This window comes from Nesterenkonia sp. Act20 (assembly GCF_019173455.1).
Taxonomy (GTDB): Bacteria; Actinomycetota; Actinomycetes; order Actinomycetales; family Micrococcaceae; genus Nesterenkonia.
In genome coordinates, this window is record NZ_JADPQH010000002.1 from 389,431 (window position 1) to 409,301 (window position 19,871).

The 19,871-nt window shown below is 61.0% G+C and carries 21 protein-coding genes and 1 tRNA gene; 17 read left to right on the forward strand and 5 right to left on the reverse strand.

The annotated features are described in order from the left end of the window. Positions 1-39: 39 nt before the first annotated feature. The 7 genes from IY716_RS11440 (at position 40) to IY716_RS11470 (ending at position 5,466) form a co-directional block, all read left to right on the forward strand. Positions 40-1,074: a universal stress protein gene (locus tag IY716_RS11440; RefSeq protein ID WP_218221826.1), complete on the forward strand. Its 1,035-nt coding sequence runs from the start codon at positions 40-42 to the stop codon at positions 1,072-1,074. A 66-nt stretch (positions 1,075-1,140) separates the two neighbouring features. Then, positions 1,141-1,216, forward strand: a tRNA-Thr gene (locus IY716_RS11445). Positions 1,217-2,259: 1,043 nt separating this feature from the next. Then, entirely contained in the window at positions 2,260-2,475 is a 216-nt protein-coding gene (locus IY716_RS11450; protein WP_218221827.1) for a helix-turn-helix domain-containing protein, read from the forward strand. 625 nt (positions 2,476-3,100) lie between these two features. Continuing rightward, entirely contained in the window at positions 3,101-3,832 is a 732-nt protein-coding gene (locus IY716_RS11455) for a Rep family protein (RefSeq protein ID WP_218221828.1), read from the forward strand. Positions 3,833-4,097: 265 nt separating this feature from the next. Next, positions 4,098-4,688 (forward strand): hypothetical protein, encoded by a 591-nt coding sequence (locus IY716_RS11460; protein WP_218221829.1) that lies wholly within the window; start codon positions 4,098-4,100, stop codon positions 4,686-4,688. 77 nt (positions 4,689-4,765) lie between these two features. After that, positions 4,766-4,930, forward strand: a complete 165-nt coding sequence (locus tag IY716_RS14080; protein WP_369699697.1) for a transposase — start codon at positions 4,766-4,768, stop codon at positions 4,928-4,930. A gap of 23 nt (positions 4,931-4,953) precedes the next feature. Further along, a complete protein-coding gene (locus IY716_RS11470; RefSeq protein ID WP_218221831.1) occupies positions 4,954-5,466 on the forward strand; it encodes an IS3 family transposase in 513 nt (170 codons plus the stop codon). Positions 5,467-5,919: 453 nt separating this feature from the next. Here IY716_RS11470 and IY716_RS11475 read toward each other — a convergent pair whose 3' ends face one another. Further along, on the reverse strand, positions 5,920-6,843 hold the full coding sequence (locus tag IY716_RS11475) for a DUF5655 domain-containing protein (RefSeq protein WP_218221832.1): 924 nt from the start codon (positions 6,841-6,843) through the stop codon (positions 5,920-5,922). A gap of 279 nt (positions 6,844-7,122) precedes the next feature. Between IY716_RS11475 and IY716_RS11480 the strand changes: the two genes are divergently transcribed. The 8 genes from IY716_RS11480 (at position 7,123) to IY716_RS11515 (ending at position 14,054) form a co-directional block, all read left to right on the forward strand. Beyond that, a complete protein-coding gene (locus IY716_RS11480; protein WP_218221833.1) occupies positions 7,123-8,085 on the forward strand; it encodes a nucleotidyltransferase domain-containing protein in 963 nt (320 codons plus the stop codon). After that, positions 8,082-8,696, forward strand: coding sequence for a hypothetical protein (locus tag IY716_RS11485; RefSeq protein ID WP_218221834.1), 615 nt, complete (start codon positions 8,082-8,084; stop codon positions 8,694-8,696). The genes IY716_RS11480 and IY716_RS11485 overlap by 4 nt, the downstream gene beginning before the upstream one ends. Then, entirely contained in the window at positions 8,683-9,981 is a 1,299-nt protein-coding gene (locus IY716_RS11490; protein WP_218221835.1) for a ThiF family adenylyltransferase, read from the forward strand. The genes IY716_RS11485 and IY716_RS11490 overlap by 14 nt, the downstream gene beginning before the upstream one ends. A 26-nt stretch (positions 9,982-10,007) precedes the next feature. After that, positions 10,008-10,490: a Mov34/MPN/PAD-1 family protein gene (locus tag IY716_RS11495; RefSeq protein ID WP_218221836.1), complete on the forward strand. Its 483-nt coding sequence runs from the start codon at positions 10,008-10,010 to the stop codon at positions 10,488-10,490. A gap of 40 nt (positions 10,491-10,530) precedes the next feature. Next, positions 10,531-11,826 carry an SAVED domain-containing protein gene (locus IY716_RS11500; RefSeq protein ID WP_218221837.1) on the forward strand — a complete coding sequence of 432 codons (1,296 nt, stop codon included), beginning with the start codon at positions 10,531-10,533 and terminating at the stop codon, positions 11,824-11,826. Between the two features lie 354 nt (positions 11,827-12,180). Further along, complete coding sequence (locus tag IY716_RS11505; RefSeq protein WP_218221838.1) at positions 12,181-12,483, forward strand: helix-turn-helix domain-containing protein; 303 nt, start codon at positions 12,181-12,183, stop codon at positions 12,481-12,483. Then, on the forward strand, positions 12,480-13,757 hold the full coding sequence (locus tag IY716_RS11510) for a type II toxin-antitoxin system HipA family toxin (protein ID WP_218221839.1): 1,278 nt from the start codon (positions 12,480-12,482) through the stop codon (positions 13,755-13,757). Before IY716_RS11505 ends, IY716_RS11510 begins: the two co-directional genes overlap by 4 nt. Before the next feature lie 111 nt (positions 13,758-13,868). Next, positions 13,869-14,054: a hypothetical protein gene (locus IY716_RS11515; RefSeq protein WP_218221840.1), complete on the forward strand. Its 186-nt coding sequence runs from the start codon at positions 13,869-13,871 to the stop codon at positions 14,052-14,054. A 223-nt stretch (positions 14,055-14,277) separates the two neighbouring features. On the opposite strand, the gene IY716_RS14085 is transcribed toward IY716_RS11515, so the two are convergent. From IY716_RS14085 to IY716_RS11525, 3 genes are read right to left on the reverse strand one after another with little or no spacing between them, the layout of a single operon-like run. Further along, entirely contained in the window at positions 14,278-14,976 is a 699-nt protein-coding gene (locus IY716_RS14085; protein ID WP_369699698.1) for a DUF4113 domain-containing protein, read from the reverse strand. Further along, complete coding sequence (locus IY716_RS14090; protein ID WP_369699699.1) at positions 14,910-15,590, reverse strand: hypothetical protein; 681 nt, start codon at positions 15,588-15,590, stop codon at positions 14,910-14,912. Before IY716_RS14090 ends, IY716_RS14085 begins: the two co-directional genes overlap by 67 nt. Further along, complete coding sequence (locus IY716_RS11525) at positions 15,572-16,000, reverse strand: LexA family transcriptional regulator (protein WP_218221841.1); 429 nt, start codon at positions 15,998-16,000, stop codon at positions 15,572-15,574. Before IY716_RS11525 ends, IY716_RS14090 begins: the two co-directional genes overlap by 19 nt. A gap of 122 nt (positions 16,001-16,122) precedes the next feature. Here IY716_RS11525 and IY716_RS13855 point away from each other — a divergent pair, with 122 nt between their 5' ends. Next, a complete protein-coding gene (locus IY716_RS13855) occupies positions 16,123-16,935 on the forward strand; it encodes an SHOCT domain-containing protein (RefSeq protein ID WP_255316751.1) in 813 nt (270 codons plus the stop codon). Positions 16,936-17,163: 228 nt separating this feature from the next. Here IY716_RS13855 and IY716_RS11535 read toward each other — a convergent pair whose 3' ends face one another. Next, on the reverse strand, positions 17,164-17,838 hold the full coding sequence (locus IY716_RS11535) for a hypothetical protein (protein ID WP_218221842.1): 675 nt from the start codon (positions 17,836-17,838) through the stop codon (positions 17,164-17,166). Between the two features lie 396 nt (positions 17,839-18,234). On the opposite strand from IY716_RS11535, the gene IY716_RS11540 reads away from it, so the two are divergent. Continuing rightward, positions 18,235-18,876: a HigA family addiction module antitoxin gene (locus tag IY716_RS11540; protein ID WP_218221843.1), complete on the forward strand. Its 642-nt coding sequence runs from the start codon at positions 18,235-18,237 to the stop codon at positions 18,874-18,876. The last annotated feature ends 995 nt before the right edge of the window (positions 18,877-19,871 follow it).

A 19,871-nucleotide genomic window follows, 5' to 3' on the forward strand; every position in this document is an offset into this window, starting at 1 on the left:
TCACCGGCCCTATCCGCTGATCTGCGTAAGGACGACGCCATGAACACTGAGGTTCCTGTCACCCCCGTCGCGGAGTCACGTGACTCCGCCCAGACCCACGACGCCCACACTGCAACGGCCCCGGCCCCCACGGCCTCGAGCGGGGAGCCGCGAGCGCCCCGTCCGCTCGGAGTCCTGGTGGGATTCGACGGTTCCGCCAATGCCACAGCCGCCCTGCGCTGGGCCGCTCGTGAGGCGCAGCTGCGACATCTGCCGCTGACCGTCACCAGCTCGTTCACCATCGCGCCGGCCGTGAGCGGATATCTCGAGAGTTTTCCCGATCCCCAGGGCCAGACCCTCGCACGCAAGGCCACCGAAGCGGTGCTGGAGGACGCGAAGAAGCTCCTCTCGGGGTACTCCGGGGACGTGACCTACCGATTGGAGCATGGTGATGCGGCAGGTGTGATGGTGAGACTCTCCGGTTCAGCGGAACTGTGCGTGGTCGGAAGCAGAGGGCGCGGCGGGTTCACCGGGCGCATCCTCGGTTCCGTGGCCGCAGCGCTCCCCGCGCACTCGCATTCACCCACCGTCGTGGTGCCCCACACCAAGGGCTCGCCCGCGGCAGCCGACCCCGAGACACCCAGCGCCGCCGGTTCCAGGCCTGTCGTGGTCGGCATCGATGGGTCCCCGCATTCACGGACCGCCGCGGTGGAGGCGGCGCGGACCGCGATGAGCCATGGGACCAGTCTCCAGCTGCTGATGGCCCTGCCTCCGCTGACCACGGCCGCGCTGTGGTACCCGGAGCTGGCGGCACGGGAGCAGGCCATGGCCCACTCCCGGATGGATGACCTCAACAGGGATCTCGACGTGGAAGTCGGGTGGATTCAGGCGCAGTTCCCTGAGCTCTCGGTCTCCGGCTCCGTGAAGGAAGGCTTCCCCGTGGATCTGCTGCATGAGATGGGGGATCAGGTGGATCTGACGGTGGTCGGCACCCGGGGCCTGAGCGGTCTGCGCAGCGCCCTGTTGGGGTCTGTCTCCAGGGAGCTGCTCCATCACTCCACGGTCCCGGTGATGGTGGTGCCCGTGCAGGACTGACCGAGCTTTGACCGCGGTGGGGTGCACCAGTAAAGTAATCCCTCGTGCGCCTCACCGCGGCGCCACGCCGCCTTAGCTCAGTCGGTAGAGCGATTCACTCGTAATGAATAGGTCGCCGGTTCGATTCCGGCAGGCGGCTCCAAAAGTGTCACTGACCTGGAGTTTTGTTGGTGCTAGCAAGTTAATCGCTAGCGTGGCAACCTCAACTACGCTCTAGACTACGGTCAAGGACAGAGAATTCGTGTGCGAACCCGGTGACACGCCGTAAGTGTGAGCCTCGCACTCAGATCTCTGAGGTCTACACCCCCGCCAGCGAGGGAGTCCATCCAGTTGTCTCAGTGGCCAAAGCAACGCTGGTGGGAAACTCAACGAACGCAGCTTCCCTCACGTCGACGAACAACGATCTGGGTGTTTCTCCCACCGAGCCCCCACCTTCCGTTGGGGCGCCTTGTGGCGTCACGAGGCCTCTTCACCGCTCTTGCGCCTCTGAAGATTAGTAGACCGCTACGATAGCTACGCGACTGCTGCACCCAGGGACAGCTCGAAGGCCCACCAGTGGGTGAATCCACCAGGCAACTGAGCCAGAGCTGCGGATAGGCACAGTGCACTAGTGAGCGGTGCCAACTCTCAGGACAAACTTGAGCGCCTCACCTTTCCACCGAAGAAGTCACGTGCCGGACGAGATCCCTCAGCGGTGGTCATATTGTTCTCGATGCATTCCTGGTCCGTCATGACCACCGTTCTGCCGCTGGCGTTCACTGGGCCAGCGGCCGCGATCTTCAGTGCTCACCTTCCAAGGGAACTCAAATCGCCCGCATCCGGCTTCGGCAGTATTCAAGTCCCTTTTCGCCGCCGTCCCGATGGGAAAGCCTGTTTACGGGAGAGGCACGGTCAACGACGCTTCACCCGATCTATCGAGTGGGTGCCAGGCTCTAGGCGGGTGCGGTGGCGCGCATCGGCTTACAACCGAAATCCCCCGTTGCGCATATACAAGTCCATCTGTGGACAAGTTCGGGAATCTATGAGAATATACCCAAAGCCTGAGGGTAAAAGGGTAGGAGTCCTTGGACGACAGTCCATAGATTCTGACGAAGAGACGCGCACCTCCCGGTGCACGTGCGCCAGGATATCCGCTAATGGGATTGGTGTCGGTCTCCCGTAAGTTTCAAACTTGCGAGGATTCCCATGCCCACTGCCGTCACCCTGAAGCCAGGCTCACTCTCCGCGAAGCGCGCTGCTGAGTATCTTGATGTCGCCGAACAGACCCTTGCCAAGTGGCGATGCCATGGCGATGGTCCCCCCTTCGTCAAGATCAACTCCAAGATCCTGTACCGGGTGGAATCCCTGGAGAAGTATCTTCGGGATCATGAGCAGCCCACGTCCCGCCGAAGCACACAATGACCTGCGTGGTCCTCGCGCTTCGTCGCCTCGTGACGAATCCGGAGAACACCACCTGGGTCCCCATCAGTGGGATAGGCTTCGCCGCCCCATCACCACGTAACCCCCTGCCGGGTACACGAAAACCCCGTAAACAAAGGGAAGCAAGGATACTGCGAGGCGGCGCACCCAGTAACCCTCCCCCTCAAATCCTTCCAACCTGTGGGGCAAAACTCGCTAATGCTGTGCTCAACTGTGCTTTTGGACAAGATGCCAGCTGGGCTGCACCCACGGATCCCTTTCACCAATGCGCATGCGCGCGCACGGCCGTCCGAATTTTCCTTGAGGGACAAGCCCCGTTTCAGTCGTGCTCAACTGTGCTCGGCTACCGCTGTCACCGACCAGTACGCATAGACACTTCCGCATATTTCCGGCTTTTACGGAGCCATTACCAGGCTCGACGTTCTGCAAGCCGTGGCCCGCCTCGAAGTGTGCTTTAGTGTGCTCGCGCATTGGAGCCCTCCAACCCCAGATACTCCCTCCTCAACCAAAAACACTGTCATGCGGCGATGCGCATGCTGCAGAAAGGTAAACAATGATGAGCTCGACCAAGAACACCACTCGGACGTCCGAAACTCAGAGGTTCCGCATGATGAAGTTCACCACGCGGCTGATCCATCCCAAGACGGGCGCCGTGTTGTTGAACGTCGACGAGTTCGAGCATGGCCTGGATCAGCACAAGTCGATCAAGGAGTATGCCTGGGTCCTCCAGGACAAGGATCGCCATCCGGACGGCACCCCCGTGGCAACTCATGTTCAGGGCGCACTCCGTCTTCAGGATGCGCGTAACCCCCACCAGGTCTCTTCCTGGATCGGAATCGCCGAACGCCTCATAATCCCCCTCAAGGGCCGCGGAGCCTTCCCCACCTACCTGCGATACCTGACTCACGAGGCCCCGAGTGAACAGGCCAAGGGCAAGCATCGCTACGACGATTCAGAGGTCCATGCGAACTTCGATTGGCGCGCGGTGATCGACGCGCACTTCGCCCGATCTCGTGAACAGCCCGTGGACACCCAGTCGCAGATCAAGCTCGACCTGCTCCACGGGAGAACCTCCCTGGCCCGAGTCCGAGAACAGAATCCGCTGATCTATGCGGACCACCATCCCAAGTTCAAAAAGCTGGAGGACGACTGGCGGGTGACGGCGCGAGGTGTGGCCCTGAGATTCGACTTCCTGAATGCCGCTGGGAACCCGGACATCCACAGGATCGCGGCCCTCAAGAGCCTGGCAGATCAGCTCGGCTTCCAGGGCACTCTGGAAGAGCAGTGCTGGCGCGCTGCTCAAAGTCAGGCCGGCGCCGCGGCGAAGGCAAGAGCCTGACGGCTCCACGAACATGACGGGCACCTACCCGTCCCTAACGCACACACAGGAGAGGCCCGCCCTGGGCCTCGCCGGTGTGAGCGCTAGGGATCGGTTCTCACATGTGACTTCCTGTCTAGTGTTGTGACCTGAGACAGGCAAGGTCAGTGAGCCCTCAACGAACCGCACTGTGTTTCGTGGAGCCCGTCGTCACTGTGACGGCGTCATAACCGTAAGTCACAGGAAGAGCGTCCCTTACCAGGCGTTGCCTGCCGATGTGGCACGCATGCCGATCACTTACGAGAAGAGCAGGAGCAACACCGTGATGAACGACCACGAGATCCGGGCCTACGGTCCCAATTACGACACTGACCACCTAGCAGTGGACCTCGACAAGAAGGTCCGCTCCATCGGTGGAGCCACAATCGTGGTCTTCGGTGAGGATCCTGCGCTGCGGGCCATGCAGTCGCGCGCACTGACGGATTCGCTGGGCCTGAAGCTCACGAAGAACCGGATCAAGGCCGAGGATCAGCACGACCCCGCCAATGGCGTGACGGTCGCATTGCACTGCGCTGATCCCACCGTGACCTCTGATGCCCTGGTGCGCGAGTGGGTCCTGAACCCCGAGTTCGTGGGCCCGCGCATCCTGATCGTCGAAGTCCCAGAGAACTCAGAGCTCGCTGTCTCCGCACTGGGCGTCTGCGCGCTCTTCGTGAAGGTGGACAGCTTTAACATCCCGCCGGCAGGCATGGGCAGCACTACCACGGTGGACAGCGGCACCGCTGACTACGATGATCCGAACCTCTGCCCAGGATTCACCAGCATGGGGAACTACTCGTCGTTGATGACGGAACTGGCCGTTGTTGAGGAATTTTGACCCACGGGGTGATGGTCTCGTGTCTTGTAAGCACCTGGAGATCTCCGCCGAATTCAGCTGCGGTCGGGCCCACAAGGATGTGGCGAGAGTTGCTCACCGGTGTCATGTCCGAGGTCCACGCCGCGTCTCACGGCCGCTACGGGGTGCGGCGGGTCCACGCCGAGCTCACTATGGGGCGGGGCATCACGGTGGGTTATCAGCAGGTAGAGCTCCTGATGCGCCGAGCTGGATTCAGAGGTTGACTGGGCTGCCCAAGTGGCGACCGATGTTGCCCGACGAGCTAGCCGCAGACCCGGTCCAGCGTGGTTTCACCCGGCAGGAGCCGAACCGGTTGTGGGTCACCGATCTCACGGAGCATCGCACTCGGGAAGGGAAGCTCTTCTGCTGCGTCGTTCTAGACACGTTCTCCCGTCGAGTCGTGGGCTGGTCGATCGATTCCTCACCCAGGGCGGCACTGGCCACCAACGCGCTGGGGATGGCTATCGATACACGGCTCGGCTCGAATCCTGCACCGGGCACCATCATTCACTCGGACAAAGGCGTGCAATTTGGGTCCTGGGCGTTCACGACCAGGGCCAAGGCCGCTGGACTGCTTCCGTCGATGAGCTCGGTCGGTGACTGCTACGACAACTCCATGATCGAGGCGTTCTGGTCCAGAATGCAGGTCGAACTTCTGGATACCAGTATCTGGAACACGCGGGTGGAACTGGCCAACGCGATTTTCGAGTACCTCGAGATCTGGCACAACCGCCAGCGTCGTCACGGCCAGCTTGGGTGAGTCACGCCGATAGAATATGAACGCAATCGGATCATCACCGCGGCATAAGAACCAAGAAACCCGGACGCCACCAAACCCGGGACAGACCAGAGTCTCCATCAAACCCAGGGCGGTTCACACGCTGAGGTCGACCCTGGTCGGGCTCTGGTCTGGAGGTGAGTCCACACCCTCTCCTCCCGAGCGACCGGCGGCGAGTCACTGCCCGCTCCGTCATGACCACCTGGCTACCGGCGCCCGGAGCAACGACCCGGAAGATCCAGCTGTCGACTGTGATGGTACTGGGGCACGTGGGTGTGCGGCGCTTCAGCTCCGAGAGCCCGCGGTCGACGAGAACGTCGCGCCGGTGTCTTCCACTTACCGGGACAGCGTGACGCTCGACCACCTGGCACTTGGGAAATAGAACTAAGACGTCGCCATCGACCTTCGGCAACGATTCCATAGTGTCGGGAGTTTTCAGCTGCTTTCATAGGAGCGCAACGTCAGAGACTCTACGGCCTCCCACGGGGTCTCTGGAGTGACTCGGAGCTCAAGTTCGCCTGTGCCGAAGTGCCCGATGTTTCTCACGTCTCGGGTGAATCCTTCCGTGAGTTCCACGCTGGGAGGATCGACTTTCAGGTAAATCAGCAAGTTGCCGCTACTGGGATGGACCTCCACACAGGCGAAGTTCTTGATCCGCCGGAAGGCGAAGTAGTTGTTCCGCGTGTTCTTCACGACGTCATCGCCGAGACCCAACGCAAAGGCCTCATACTTTTCGTAAAGCCGCTGTATGTCCGGGGACGCCCGACTAAGCAGGTCCGAGACACTACTTCCTCGTCCCGTAATGGTCTTGGCAACGGTCGCCACGGCCTTGCGTGCTGTGGCCGTTGGTTCTGCCGACGTGGTGGTTACCAGTTCGATGCTGATCAAGTCGGAGTTGAAGTGTCGGTAGCGAACCAGTTCCACGTTGCGGTCAATCTGCCGGACTGCGTACTCGTCGTAGCGGGTGAAGTCGTTGGCGACACACACTAATCGGGGCGCTTCCCAATCCACCTGGGTTGATGCAGCAGACCCGAGTCTCTGAGCGACGATTTTTTCGAAGTCTCCGCGGTGATCGACCAACCAGTCCAAGTAGAACAGTCCCTGGTTGATGACGTTCTCATTGGTGCTGCGCTTGTACTCAAAGATGACGGGTGAGTTGTTCTCGTCCAAACCCAACGAGTCGATTCGGCCCCTGTGTATCTTCCCCGTTGAGTGCTCACTGGCCACTAGTCGAACACCGAACATCGCCTCCATGTTGCTCTCCATCAATTGCTGGAGGTGTTTTTCCAGCACGATTGCCCGTGAAGGCAACTCCGAGACAGCGCCGTCGGAGATTTTGAAGAGCTTTAAGTCCGTCATGAGCCAAGTTTGTCAGATGCGAACTTGTACCTCACGAACGAAGCTTCAGCGCTGAGTGAGGGACGACGCCAGGATCTACCAAACTCGTTGGTGGCATATTGACCTATCCCTGCATCAGTCCCCCGCAGCAAACACGAACCTGCCCGGAACCGGACCGCAGTTCTGAAAAGGCGACGCGTATCCAACGCTCACGCGTGCACCAATAGCCTCGGTCCGAGTATTGATGTCCATGGCGGTTGCTACGGTGTACAAACAGACGAACCAGTCAGGAGAGCGCTCGTGAACGTGACCGATGCCTTCAAGACCTTTCAGGATGTAGTGAACGCCGACATCGAGCACGTCCGGGAAGCTCGTGCTCGCCGGGACCTTTTCAGGAACGCTTTAAGCACCGAGGGCGATGTCAAAGAGGTCATACCCTCCGGATCGCTCGCGCGAGGCACCCACAAGGACCCGATCCACGATGTCGACGTGATCGTCGTCTTCGACCAGGACGAACACCCCGAATGGGGAACACCCGGAACCTCCGCCGCGGACGCTCTTGACTACACGCGCAAGCGTGTCAACAGCCTGCTCGGCGCGACGAACGGCACCTACGATCATTCCGTCCGCCTGTCACGGTGGCGCAACCACGCCGTCAAGTGTTTCCTGGATGACCCTGAGAATCCTGATGCGTTCACAGTAGACGCTATGCCTGCGCTTAGGCGCGACGGAAGACTCCTCATCCCTGAAGCACTATCAAAGGACTGGATCGCCTGCGATCCCGAGTTCCTGATCGCAGAGAGCGCGAATCGGCACGCGGAGTGGAGTAAGTTCTCCGGTACAGTTCGGATGCTCAAGTGGTGGGCTGCTGAGCAAGACACCAAAATCAAATCTCTCGTCATGGAGGTCCTTGCACTCGACTTACTACCGACAAATTTCAATCAGCCCGCTGCAATCCGGCAGTTCTTCGTCAGCGCTTGCTACCAGATCGAGGGCGGGACCGAAGTCTCCGATCCTGCCGGCCTTTGCGGACCGATTCAGCGTGACATCGACTACGGTGCGTTCACCGACTCCCTAAGGTCCGCACGCGACAACGCCGTCAAGGCGTTCAACGCGCAGACCAACAACGACACCACTGCCGCAATCGAGCACTGGGGTGAAGTGTTTGGTGACGTTTTCCCGAAGCCCTCCTCCAACGGTGGCTCGGCGCCTGCAGCCGTCCTCTCAACGCCCCGCCAGGTGAAGGACACACCACAGGGATGAGTCGTGTCGAGGTTTCGAACGCCGACACTGGGACTACGTCAAGTAGCCCCGCGCTTTGGACTGAGCACGAGCCCTTGCGACTCAAGCGCGACCAGAAAGAGGTCCGGGCATTCGCACCCCTCCTCGAGTACCAGAGCCCTTCAGAGGATGGTCTTCCGCACGGCGGATGGGTCGGCGAGCTGCCACGATGGCCGTTTGACCGACCCCAGCCCGAACGTCTCGATGAGCTGCTCGGACCCCGTGAGTTGAAAGTTCTCATCGCCTACTCGGCCGCGCATCCAATGGTTCCGCCGCTCATCTATCCCATATACCCGGAGCCGTCGGTCTGGGAAGAGACGCAGTCTGCATGGCATGTCGCGCCAGGCGGATCACTGTGTCTCCTCCAAAGCGACGGCGGTTGGCAGCCCGAAGCAAGCCTCACCGAGCTTTTAGCAAAGGCCTCGGGATGGCGAATCGAGTACGCCTTGATGAAGGCGGAAGTCATTGATCGAATGTCAGTCAACGGCCTCGTCTCCGACCCAGCCCACGACCATCTGATCAAGGAAGCCGGTCAGCAGAAGACCGTGACATCGGATTTTGCCGGCAAGGAAGGCACCAATGTCCCCGGATGATCCTTACATCCTGATGCCAGGAGACGCGTTCACAAAAATTGAGGGCTCAGCGCTTTCGCAGGGGGCGCTGGTGCTCCGCCACGCGCCCGCAGACGACATGTACGTCGTCGACACCGTAGAAACCGCCGAAGGAATGCGTTTCCGGACCACGGTCTCTCGCGAATACACCGCGCTTCGTGCAGGAGACGCACACCGTGCGGCCCAATGGATCCGAGTGACATCAAGCGATGCCCATGCCCTGCACGCCGTGATGTCCAAGCGCCCCAACGCCTCTATTGAGTTCGAGGACTTCAAGGAGATGGTGCCTAAAGTTTCCGACCCGGGCAACAAACTGGGCATCCTGGTCACCTACAACTCAGAACTTGCATCGGAGCTCCAAGATGTAGGCGCGGGCGAGTTCGCGGGATGGGCTGTGCGACGTAGCGGAGTTCACCCACTCCGCATCGCAGTAGAACCGGCAACTACGGGGTTGACCCAACTGTCCGGCAAATGGCCAATCGAACAACTCGCGAACAATAGCGTGATGGTCGTAGGCTGCGGAAGCATTGGCGGCGCGGCAGTTCAGGCCCTCGCAGCGTACGGAGTCGGCAATGTGGAACTCGTTGATCCAGATCGCTTCTTATGGCATAACATCCTCCGCCACATCCTCGGGAAAGAAAGCGTGGGGCGATTCAAGGTATCGGCGTTGAAGGACCACCTCGCCACGCACTGGCCTCAACAGAGTGTAGTTGCCCACCGACTCGATGCGGTCGCCGATGCCCACTACATGCGCCCGATCCTCGACCGGGTTGATTTGGTGCTCTGTGCCGCGGACGGCATCGCTCCGAGGCGAGTCGCCAGCCATCTTGCACGCCGTGCTAGGAAGCCTGCGGTACTAGCCTGCGTACTCGACAACGGCGCAATCGGCGAAATCATCAGGCTGCGACCCTCGCCGCGCTATGGCTGCCTGCTCTGTCTCCGCCAACACCTCGCGGATCGAGGAGTGATGGACGCTGAGGCCGACCAGGAACTCGATTACGGGACCGGACAAGTGCACCGACCTATGACTGCCGTACCGCCTGATCTCAACTACGTCGGGACTTTGGCCGCAAAGGTAGCTGTCGCGACACTGCTTGAATCGCTGCACGGAGATCACACCCAACAGCTTCCCGGCGAACATGCCATCTTCGGTCTCCGACCAGCAGGTGACCTCGCGGCCCCGTTCGATCTCAATCATGTCGGAGATGTTCGCTGGTCTAGCCTGCCTGAGCCACGCGCATCGTGCCCAACCTGCTCTCCAGGATGAAAGCCACGAGAGGAGCTCGCCGTGTGGTGATTGACGACGTCGCACTCACCACGATGGTCCGCGAAGCGGCGCGGTCCGTAGATGGACTCGAAACCGGGGGGATCTTGCTAGGAGTCGACTCGACGGACGGGATGCTCATCCGACACGCCGGCGGTCCCGGGCCCAAGGCGCAACGTGGCGAACGCACTTTTTTGCGTGACCTCGACCATGCCCAAAATCTCGCGCGATCAGCCTGGGCAGAAGACGGCAGCCAATGGGTTGGCGAATGGCATACCCATCCAACTGGAGGGCCTTCTCCCAGCGAGGTCGACTGTCGCTCCTACATGCGCCATCTGAACGACGTTGACTTGGGGTTTGAAGAGTTCGTCGCCATCATCGCCGGGTTCGATTCGTCTGGCGGTGTCATCCTGGCCACCTGGTTGATCGAACGGGACCGAATCCGACCCGTTGCCGCCGAGAAACTGACCCCGTCATTCCTTCAGACAAATTCTCGACGAAGAAAACCTTGACGTAGCCCCGGCTTGCAACCGACATGCATGAGGAGATGCCATGACAACCAGTTCTTCCGCTCCCGACCCAGCCGGCCCTGTCTTCATTTCATACCGCCAGGAGGACGGCACGGATATAACCGCAGAGCTCGCCTGGCTCCTTCGAGCCGCTGGCATCCCAGTGTGGCGGGACCGAGATGATCTGCCGCCGGGCGACACCGAGGTTCGACTCCAACAAGCGATCGCTGCCGGAATCTCGGCCGGCGTTCTCGTAACAACGCCAGACGTGGCGAACAGCAGAGTCGTCAAGATGTTGGAAGCCCCGCATCTCCTGCAGCTACACCGAGACCACGAAGTCTTCGCCCTTGGCATCGCAAACTCGGTCCGAACAACGAACGCCGGAACTGACTACGACGCACCCGACCGGCTACTAGAACTCCGCCCTGGAACGCTGAGTGGGGTCAACCAGCAGCCGACCCATCGAGACGGCCTACTGGCATTGACCCGCGGTTTGGTATGGCACCGGATTGCATCTCTGCGCGAGCGAGTCCAGGACTCCGACCAGACGTTCCGCCTCAGCCTCCAGACGAGGAACACGCCGCAGGTCTATGACCGGACCGGTGATGAACTCGACATCCGTCTCCGACCTTCCGACCACGATAGGCTCCCCAGCGGCGATGGGCTCAGAGACCTCAAGGACATCGTGGGACTACTTCCAGATGCCGTGACCCGCTCAGGCGCAGACTGCGTTCGAGTCAGTGGGGGAGCACATTTGTCTGTGGCTTTCGCCGTCGCGGCGGCGCTCCCGTCATCCCGAGTTGGACACATGGTCATACTGGACCAACGGGGAGACATTTGGGCGAGCGATGGCGAAGCACGGTTTATTGCACAACCTCATGTGCAGATGGAAAACGAGGGGGTTAACCCGTCTGCTTCAAGTGCCGGCCGTCCCTCTGTCGCCATATATGTGGACCTTCTACCCCAGCGGAGCGATACCGCCTTCACCCGCTATATCGAAGACAACCGTTCACTTCTTGTCGCCTGGCGCCATCTCACGAGCTCGCGCGGTGCGGTTCTCAACCCTTCGGACGGGGGTTTGATCGCTGCTGATGTGGCCGCCCGCATCCGTGAACTTTCTTACGAGAACTCCAACGCAGAAGTGCACCTCCTGCTGCGATGCCCATTCCCGCTCGCGCTTCTCATTGGGCGGTTGACCAACACCCTGCGGGTCACGGTCTATGAGTGGGACGACTCCGACCCCACCGGAGAGGACGACTACCGCGCAAGATACGTCCCGTCCCTCCGGGTGCGGGCTGCAGCAACCGCGGGTGCGATCGAGGAAGTGCTTCTCCCTTAGTCGTCTTGAACAGTGCCGAAGAGCACCTTGCGCTCGAATGCCGACGACTCCACGCGTGATACTCCTCCATGACACTCCTCTCACGACACCCTTGAGCTTCCTGCAATTCGGATGTCTGTCTTACCTAAGGGCTCGTACTGAGCCTTACAGTGGCCCCTGCCACAGCATCGAGGATGCAAGCCTCACCCTCTAGAGAGCACGCCTGACGAGCGCTACCGTGGCGGCCTCGATGGCCACTGTTCCTCTGGATCAGTTTCCCGAGCCCTCATTCGTGCTGGCGTGCTTCTGCCCCGGCCGCTCGCTTTAATGTTACGCATCTTGCACTTTCATGAATGTGCAAGTACGGTGACATTTATGAGGAAGCTGAACAACGTTCGCGAACTCGGACTCGCGATCCGCGATGCCCGCAGATCCGAAGGACTGACCCAGGTGGCTTTGAGCCAGAAGGCCAACGTCTCGCGGCGCTGGTTGATCTCGGTGGAGAACGGGGAGGCCAAGTCCCCGGATGCAACCAAGCTCTTCGACACGTTGCGGGCCTTGGATCTAAGCTTCGGGATCTTCTCTCCTGAGGAGGCTCCGACACGACAGCCGAGCCAGGAAGCTCTCGATGCGCTGCGCCTCATGGACGGCCCAGATGACATGGAGCAGCCCTCGTGACCAAGGTTCTCAACGTCCTGCTCTACAACGAACACGTCGCTGACCTTCATGAGACCCGCGGAGGTTCCTTCCAGCTGCAGTACCTCGCCGAGGACCTGCCGACACCGGTGTCGCTGTCCATGCCCACTGCAGTGCTCACCCACGGCAACCGGACGGTGCGTCCGTTCCTGGAGGGCCTGCTCCCGGATCGGGCTGACGTCAGGGAGGCAATGGGCGCCAAGTACGGCGTTTCTGGCTCCAACCCGTTCTCTCTGTTGCGGCACATCGGCGAGGACTGCGCTGGCGCGGTCCAGTTCGTCCACCCCGATCGTCGTGATGCGGTGCTCTCCGGCTCTGGTGAGCTACATCCACTCTCAGAGCGCGACATCGCGAGTCGTCTCCGCGAGCTCAGGGCTGATGCAGCCACCAGCTGGGTCGCCACCCAGGAGCACTGGTCCCTAGGCGGCGCTCAGTCGAAGTTCGCGGTGCGTGAGATCGACGGCCGGTTCTTCAGCGTCACCGGAGCCGAACCCACGACCCACATCATCAAGCCAGGAATCTCCGAGCTCCACGACCAGGCCTTGAACGAGCACATCTCGATGGGCGCGTTGCGCAGGATGGGTCTCTCCGCGGCCAAGACCCGGTTCCGACGGTTCGAGGATCAGTTTGCGCTGATCGTGACCCGTTTCGACCGCCGGCGAGGTCAAGATGGGCGACTGGTACGCATCCACCAGGAGGACATGTGCCAGGCGCTCTCGGTCTACCCCCGAGCCAAATACGAGTCCAGCGGGGGACCCCGTGCGGTAGACATCGTGGAACTGCTGCGTGAGACCTCAGGTCGACGCGGGCCGGCGAACATCAAGCCGTTCATCGATGGACTCATCGCCAACTACCTGCTGGGCGCCCCGGATGCTCACGCGAAGAACTACGGCGTCATGCTCGCCCCCGACCGGGTGGCCCTGACGCCGCTCTACGACGTCGCCTCGGGCTATCCATACGACGCATCGACACAGACGGGTCTGAATTCCGCGGCGATGAAGATCGGCCGAGAGTCCCAGCTCGGCAAAATCGAACCGCGCCACTGGCAGCGCTTCGCCGCAGAGACGGGCCTTGATGCAGGACTCCTCTGCGCCCGGGTCTACGAGCTCGCCACGATCCTGCCTGACGCGGTCAGCGACGTGATCCGCGCTGAGACGGCAGACGTCTATGAACTAGGACAGAGGTTCCTGGATAAGCTCAGTTTGATGAGTGAGGTCACGCGCAACCAGTACTCCGCGTTTCGACCCGCTCCATGACAACAGGGTGGACTGAAGACGTCCCTACGAGACAATGACATCCGCTTCCTGAAGGACTAACACCGCCTTCTTCAGGACCACGGTGGGTAGACGCTGGTCTCGGGGGGAGGCGTGGCTGATCTCGATGGCGGACCGGGTCATGAGCATTGGCACAGCCTGGGTCGAAACCATCACGACGTCGCTGAGCCCTATGGCAGCAGGCTAGGTGGGATCTCTGCTCTGTTGAAGCTTTCTCGTGCCCAACGGCCGCCTGGCAACCTCGACATGCGGTACCTGCTCGTCGACGCTGAGGCCTGAGCCTATGCCGTGCCTCTGGGACCGGTGGTGCAAGGTGGGACTTCAACCCGTAGAGACTGCCTGCAGGCAACGTTGCCCCTCCATAGGTGGGTAGATATCTGGCTACCTATCAATCTCCCCGTCCACCTATCTACCCATCTATCTATGCCTACCGTTCCACCGGATACTTGGTCTATTCCACCATTCGGGAGACCACCTTCTGGCGCGGTCCAGGAGGGCAGCCCTAGACCGCGTGGACGACCGGCAGCTCGTCCCAATGGGTTGTATACCGAGGGCTCCGCATCTCGCGGCGCATCTCCCACGCAGGACCAGTCTTTAACCCCGCTGCACCGAGGCCGATAGCCGGTTGATCGAGCTTCGCACGGATTGACTCGATCAACGGACCGATCCCGCGATCCTCGTGCGCATCGGCAAACAAGTCAAAGGTCGGTTCCAACCCAGTCTTTCGGAGATCTGTCACGACCACCCCAGCACGGGCATAGCGTACCCCCTCGTGGATCTTCGGCAGAATCGATTTCACCGCTCGCGTCAAGATCACTGGGTCCGCCGTGGCACTGGGCAGCTTGATCGTCACCGACGGTCCATGGGCACCGTCAGCGTTGAAGTGGCTGGTCATCGCCCACACAGTGACGACCTTGGCCTGACGATGATGCTTCTGCAGCCGTGCCGAGGCACGCTGGGCATAGATCCCGAGCACCTGCTCCATCGTGGCCCGAGTGGTCACCGGCTCAGAGAAGGACCGGGAGAAGATCAGTTGGTCCTTGATCTCTGTGGCTTCCTCGAAGGGCAGGCACGGCACCCCACGCAGTTCCAAGACCAGGCGCATCATGACGATGCTGAACCGGTCCCTGATCATCACCGGGTCAGCATCCCGGAACTGTTGGATCGTCTCGATGCCCATTGCGTTGAACCGCTTGGCCATGCGGCCGGCGATCCCCCACACCTCATCGACGGGAGGGTGGAGAGGAGCTGCTCTCGATGCCGCTCGGGCACGGATTCCCAGACACACACCCCACCTAGATGGTCGAGCTTCTTGGCCGCCCGGTTGCTGAGCTTGGCCAAGACCTTGGTGCGTCCGATCCCCACGCACACCGGTAGACCCAGGTGTTTCCAGAGCCGGTCCTTCACCATCTTCGCCCAGCTCAGAAGTTCAGACATGGTGCCGCGGACTTTCACGAACGCCTCATCGATCGAATACTGCGCCACCTCCGGCGCGCAGTCCTGCAGGACCGAGATAAAGCGATCCGACATTTGGCCGTAGAGCTCGTAGTTCGAGGACTTCGCCACCAGGTTCAGCCGTTCGGCCGAGGCTGCGAGTTTGAACCACGGCTCCCCCATCGGGATACCCAGCGCCTTCGCTTCCCTGCTCAACGCGACGCAGCAACCGTCGTTGTTTGATAGCACCACTACGGGCCGGTCCCGGAGTTTGGGGTCAAAGACTCGCTCGGCCGAGACGTAGAAGCTGTTGACATCGATGAGGCCGATGAAATCGCGGCCCTCAAGCGCAGTCGGGTCGGCTACACGTTGTGGATACACTTGAGGACGACTCCCCAGATATCGAGTTCAGACAGCTCCTGAACCTCGATCGGAGGGTAGGAAGGGTTCTCCGCTTGGAGCACCACTCCCCCATTGATGAGCCTCAGCCGCTTCACGGTCATTTCACCGTCGAGAATAGCGATCACCACGGACATGTCTCCCGCGGTCAGTGAGCGATCCACGATCAATTCATCGCCGTCACTGATCCCCGCACCTTCCATTGAGTCACCCGAGACCCGGACGAGGAAAGTGCTGTTGAGATCTCGGATGAGGTACTCAGAGAGGTTGATCGGAGCCGTCTGGTAATCCTGGGCCGGGGACGGATAGCCCGCCGCCACAGACTCCGGAGCCCGCAAGAGGCCCCGAGCTACGTCGGTCTCATCGAGACTCTGGATCTGTTCGATACGCATGGGAGCCTCAGTATCTATCGAACATAGCTTCGATAGCAATGCGCCAGAACCGCGAGGGCACTAGCTTCGCGAGTCGCCGCCGAGGACCTCGCGTGACCTGCCGCCTGTGTCAGAATCTATCCATGGAGGATCAGACACCGACAGGGTGGAACGCGGATCAGGACCCGGCGACAGTCAACTCTGGAAAGAAGAAGGACAGCGCCTTCTCCAAGCTCGGAGCGGCGGTCAAGAAGGCCTCCACGGACAGGCAAGCCGCGAGAGAAGAGCTGGGCCGCAAGTTCCTGGCGGACGCGGAGGCTGCTGGCCCGCTCGTTACAAGTGGCGTCTTCGGCACCTCGACAGTCGAGATTTACCAGGGCGGCTACGTCCGTGTCGCGACGGCGTCAGACAATGCGCAGCAACCCGCCAAGATCTCCAAGAAGACGCCGTACGAACAGCTGCGTTCGATCAAGTTCACACAGCCTGGGCAGGAGCAATCTTCCGGCTTTCAAAATTCACTGGGCCCAGCGGTGTCCGGACTGATGAAGGGCGGCAAGGCCTTCATGAAAAGCAGTGCCCCTGGGCTCGCGGCTGCGGGGATCGCACACCTCGCCAAGAACGAGGCGCGGAAGTCCTTCTTGACCATCGTTACTGACAAAGAGATCTACACACTGATAAATCAGGTCCACAACGGCGTGATGAACAGGAGCCTCAAAGGGCACAACGAGGTGGGCCTGGTTCTAGAGACCGCAGGGAACTCGGTCATCGACATCATCGAAGTGGCGGCACCTCAAGCCCCGCCAGAACCTCATCAGGTCGAGACGCACTCTGCTGCGACTGCCACGAGTCCGACCCTTTCGGAGCGACTCCGCGAGCTAGCTGACCTACACAGAGACGGAATCCTCTCCGACGATGAGTTCACTGCGGCCAAAACGAAGTTGCTGGCCGGGCTCTGATCTCCGTCCATATGCAGCGCCCTGTGCCGGCCGCCAGTTGCAACTGCCCTCGAAAGGGCCGCAGCGCCTGGGACACGCGCCTGCAATAGAAGGCCAGCGGCGAACCCCGCCCCGGGGGTACTCGCGACCTTCGATCCAGCGGCACGGGCGCTTCCCGAGACTGCCCCCTCCACTCAGCGGTGAGGATTGTCGGACCCTTACTGAAGCACTTGACACGGAGTGGCTTCGTCAGTTGGCGTTTCCCTTGCTCTCCGCGCGCCAGAGCGCATGCTCGAAGTGCGTCAGGGTCTCGGCGATTTGGGGACGAGATTCGTAGGCCTGGTTCACCAATGCGACCACTTGGTTTGAGGCCGATTTTAAGGACTCATCCCCGTAGGCGTGACGAGCGACGAACCGAGTCAGTAGCGAATCTGCTTTCACCCCCGGGACACCCAGATGCATGGCAAAGTAGGTGAAGGTGACTTTCCCGAGTCCATGCACCCCCGTGTACGCCCTCCGCGCGTCCTCGCGGCGTCCGGCTGTGAAATCCGCAGCACGGACGATCGGAGGATCCAGGGCCGTCAATGCGCGCGCAGCGTCTAGGACTGCCCCACTTTTGGTCCGTTGGCTGGTCTTGCCCTCCCCCATGACCTTCTGGATGGCATGTTCGTCCAGAGCGGCCAGTACCCGCAGGTCGTCAACCGCATCCGGGTGATCAGACCTGAACTGCATCACCCGGTTGAGCACACCCCTGCCAGGGTGTTCCGAATCATAGGACGCCCGGATGGAGTGGACGGCGTCTACGAGTGCTAATCCGATCGAATACGGGTAACCACCACGGTAGGCCGTGAAGAACTCCTGAGGAAGCGAGTCGATTGCGGAGAGCAGGGCTGTCATGTTTGGCTTACCAATGGTGGCGGTCATAACTGGACACTACATCCTCAGAATGCGCGGACCTGGACCTATGATGAGCTTTGCCGAGCAAGACTTACGATTCCGCTACCGAGCGATGCCCCATCGGCGGCAGTCCGATCGATCGAAGGACTCGTTTCCCAATGGCGGCGCCTCGAGGAACCTAACTGGTGGTGTGGTCATCCTTCTTCCGCTTCCCCTGGAGGTGAGTGCCCAACCAGTCCCTCCTGTCTCCGAGCTACCTCAAGAACAGACCTGCCCCTTACTCTGGGAGGGGCCCCCCGCGATCATAAATGCCGCCTTGAGGCACCTACCCATTGAAGCGACGACGCACGAGTCGCTTACCGGTGCTTGTACGCACGGGCTAGGGTCTTCCCTGCTTCACTCCTGCAACGCCATACTGTTCAGATGGAGCGTCCCGAGAACCCGACCGAGCGATGGCTGGCCATGAGCGAGCTGCGCCGGCACATCCTGTCTGCACAGGTCACTCACGCGCTGAACAAGCAGCTGAACCGACACAGCCCAGACAATGTGCGGAAGGTAGCCGGGATGAAGGTGCCTTCCGAACGCGACCTGGCACGCGCTCAGTACGGGCCCGAGCTTCCTCGGTTGGTGGCTCTGAAGCTTCTGCATCGAGACATCCTGTGGGCGCAGGTCAGAGTGGCTCTGAACGAGCAGCTGGGGCACACCACCTCGGGTCCCGTGCTGCGCCTGGCGAAGATGAAACTTCCTGATAGGGCTGAGTTCGATCGGGCCCGGGCCTACGACGAGGCCAATAGCCCGAAGAAAGGTGTCGTGGAGCCCTCGACACATCTCATCCATCCCGGGGTGATTCTCCTTGAAGAATTCATCGAACCGCTCGGGCTGGCACCGGAGCAGGTGGCACAGGAGCTCGGCCTCAACCCGGCGCAGTTCACCTCGATCACGCAGGGCGTCCAAGACATCACCCCAGAAGTGGCCACGCTGCTTGCGCAGCGCTTCGATCTGTCGGAGCGATTTTGGACGAATCTGCAGTCGACGTATGACCGTGCGTTGATGGTGGATCACTGAACGCTGGACGCGTCTGGGCTGGTGAGCCGTTGAAACTCGGCGACCATCCCTCCCCAGGCACCCTCTGAGATCCCGGAGGAACCTCTCGATGACGATATGCGGCTCCCCTGAAGTAGACCTTCAAGGCCTTCGACCTGTCCATCTCCACGGTGCACCGTCGGCATCAGGATGAATCTCTCGAAGACATGGGGGCGCACCGGGAGAAGAACGGCTCTTGGGAGACCCCGCGCCAGAGTCTCGCGCGGCTGGGTTACACCGAGATGGTGCCTCCCGGGGCATCTGACGACGATCTCGCTGGGAGGGGTCAGCACCTCTGGAACAGGTTTCGATACCCCTGCCGACGAAACCCTCTGAGACGCCGGGAGCAGTCCCTGACACACCCGGGACGTGTGCCGAGCAGAAAGGGATCGCCGAGCTGACCGAGAAGGTACACCAAGCCGAGATGCTTGCAGCGGTGGCCGAGGTCCGCGAACACGACAGAATCATCAGCACTCAGTCGCTCGGGCTGGCCGGGTTGGAGGCCATCCAGCGCCGCGGCCGCGACTATGACCGTGAACCCGCCCCCTCCCCTGCTCCCGCTCCAGGTGTTCCACATGAGAGTCCCTCACGGACACCCTCTGACACCCAGGAGAACCCCTCGTCCTGGCGCCGCTTCTTCAAAGTGACACTGCTCTAACCTCACTATCCAGTCGCCTTCACGCTGAATGCACACCGCATTCACTCTGACGGCACGTCGCTATCACTGTGAATGCACATCGCCTTCACCCTGACTGCACGTCGCTACCACCCCGGCATCACATCGGTATGACACCGCTATCACGTCGGTGCGATACCGCTATCACCCTGATGTCGCATCGGTATGAGACCGATCTCGGGTCGATGTGGGGTCGATGTGGGGTCGATGTGGGGTCGATACGAGATCGGTGCGATATCTGCACCATCGAGGGTACTGGCGCGAGAAAGCTCTTCGACGTCGTCCGCGCGCTTGGGCTCAC

Bases quoted from the DNA above. Each gene is read 5' to 3' on its own strand.
- IY716_RS11440 (WP_218221826.1), top strand. From the start codon at position 40: ATGAACACTGAGGTTCCTGTCACCCCCGTCGCGGAGTCACGTGACTCC.
- IY716_RS11450 (WP_218221827.1), top strand. From the start codon at position 2,260: ATGCCCACTGCCGTCACCCTGAAGCCAGGCTCACTCTCCGCGAAGCGC.
- IY716_RS11455 (WP_218221828.1), top strand. From the start codon at position 3,101: ATGATGAAGTTCACCACGCGGCTGATCCATCCCAAGACGGGCGCCGTG.
- IY716_RS11460 (WP_218221829.1), top strand. From the start codon at position 4,098: ATGCCGATCACTTACGAGAAGAGCAGGAGCAACACCGTGATGAACGAC.
- IY716_RS14080 (WP_369699697.1), top strand. From the start codon at position 4,766: ATGTGGCGAGAGTTGCTCACCGGTGTCATGTCCGAGGTCCACGCCGCG.
- IY716_RS11470 (WP_218221831.1), top strand. From the start codon at position 4,954: ATGTTGCCCGACGAGCTAGCCGCAGACCCGGTCCAGCGTGGTTTCACC.
- IY716_RS11475 (WP_218221832.1), bottom strand. From the start codon at position 6,843: ATGACGGACTTAAAGCTCTTCAAAATCTCCGACGGCGCTGTCTCGGAG.
- IY716_RS11485 (WP_218221834.1), top strand. From the start codon at position 8,082: ATGAGTCGTGTCGAGGTTTCGAACGCCGACACTGGGACTACGTCAAGT.
- IY716_RS11490 (WP_218221835.1), top strand. From the start codon at position 8,683: ATGTCCCCGGATGATCCTTACATCCTGATGCCAGGAGACGCGTTCACA.
- IY716_RS11500 (WP_218221837.1), top strand. From the start codon at position 10,531: ATGACAACCAGTTCTTCCGCTCCCGACCCAGCCGGCCCTGTCTTCATT.
- IY716_RS11505 (WP_218221838.1), top strand. From the start codon at position 12,181: ATGAGGAAGCTGAACAACGTTCGCGAACTCGGACTCGCGATCCGCGAT.
- IY716_RS14085 (WP_369699698.1), bottom strand. From the start codon at position 14,976: ATGGCCAAGCGGTTCAACGCAATGGGCATCGAGACGATCCAACAGTTC.
- IY716_RS11525 (WP_218221841.1), bottom strand. From the start codon at position 16,000: ATGCGTATCGAACAGATCCAGAGTCTCGATGAGACCGACGTAGCTCGG.
- IY716_RS13855 (WP_255316751.1), top strand. From the start codon at position 16,123: ATGGAGGATCAGACACCGACAGGGTGGAACGCGGATCAGGACCCGGCG.
- IY716_RS11535 (WP_218221842.1), bottom strand. From the start codon at position 17,838: ATGACCGCCACCATTGGTAAGCCAAACATGACAGCCCTGCTCTCCGCA.
- IY716_RS11540 (WP_218221843.1), top strand. From the start codon at position 18,235: ATGGAGCGTCCCGAGAACCCGACCGAGCGATGGCTGGCCATGAGCGAG.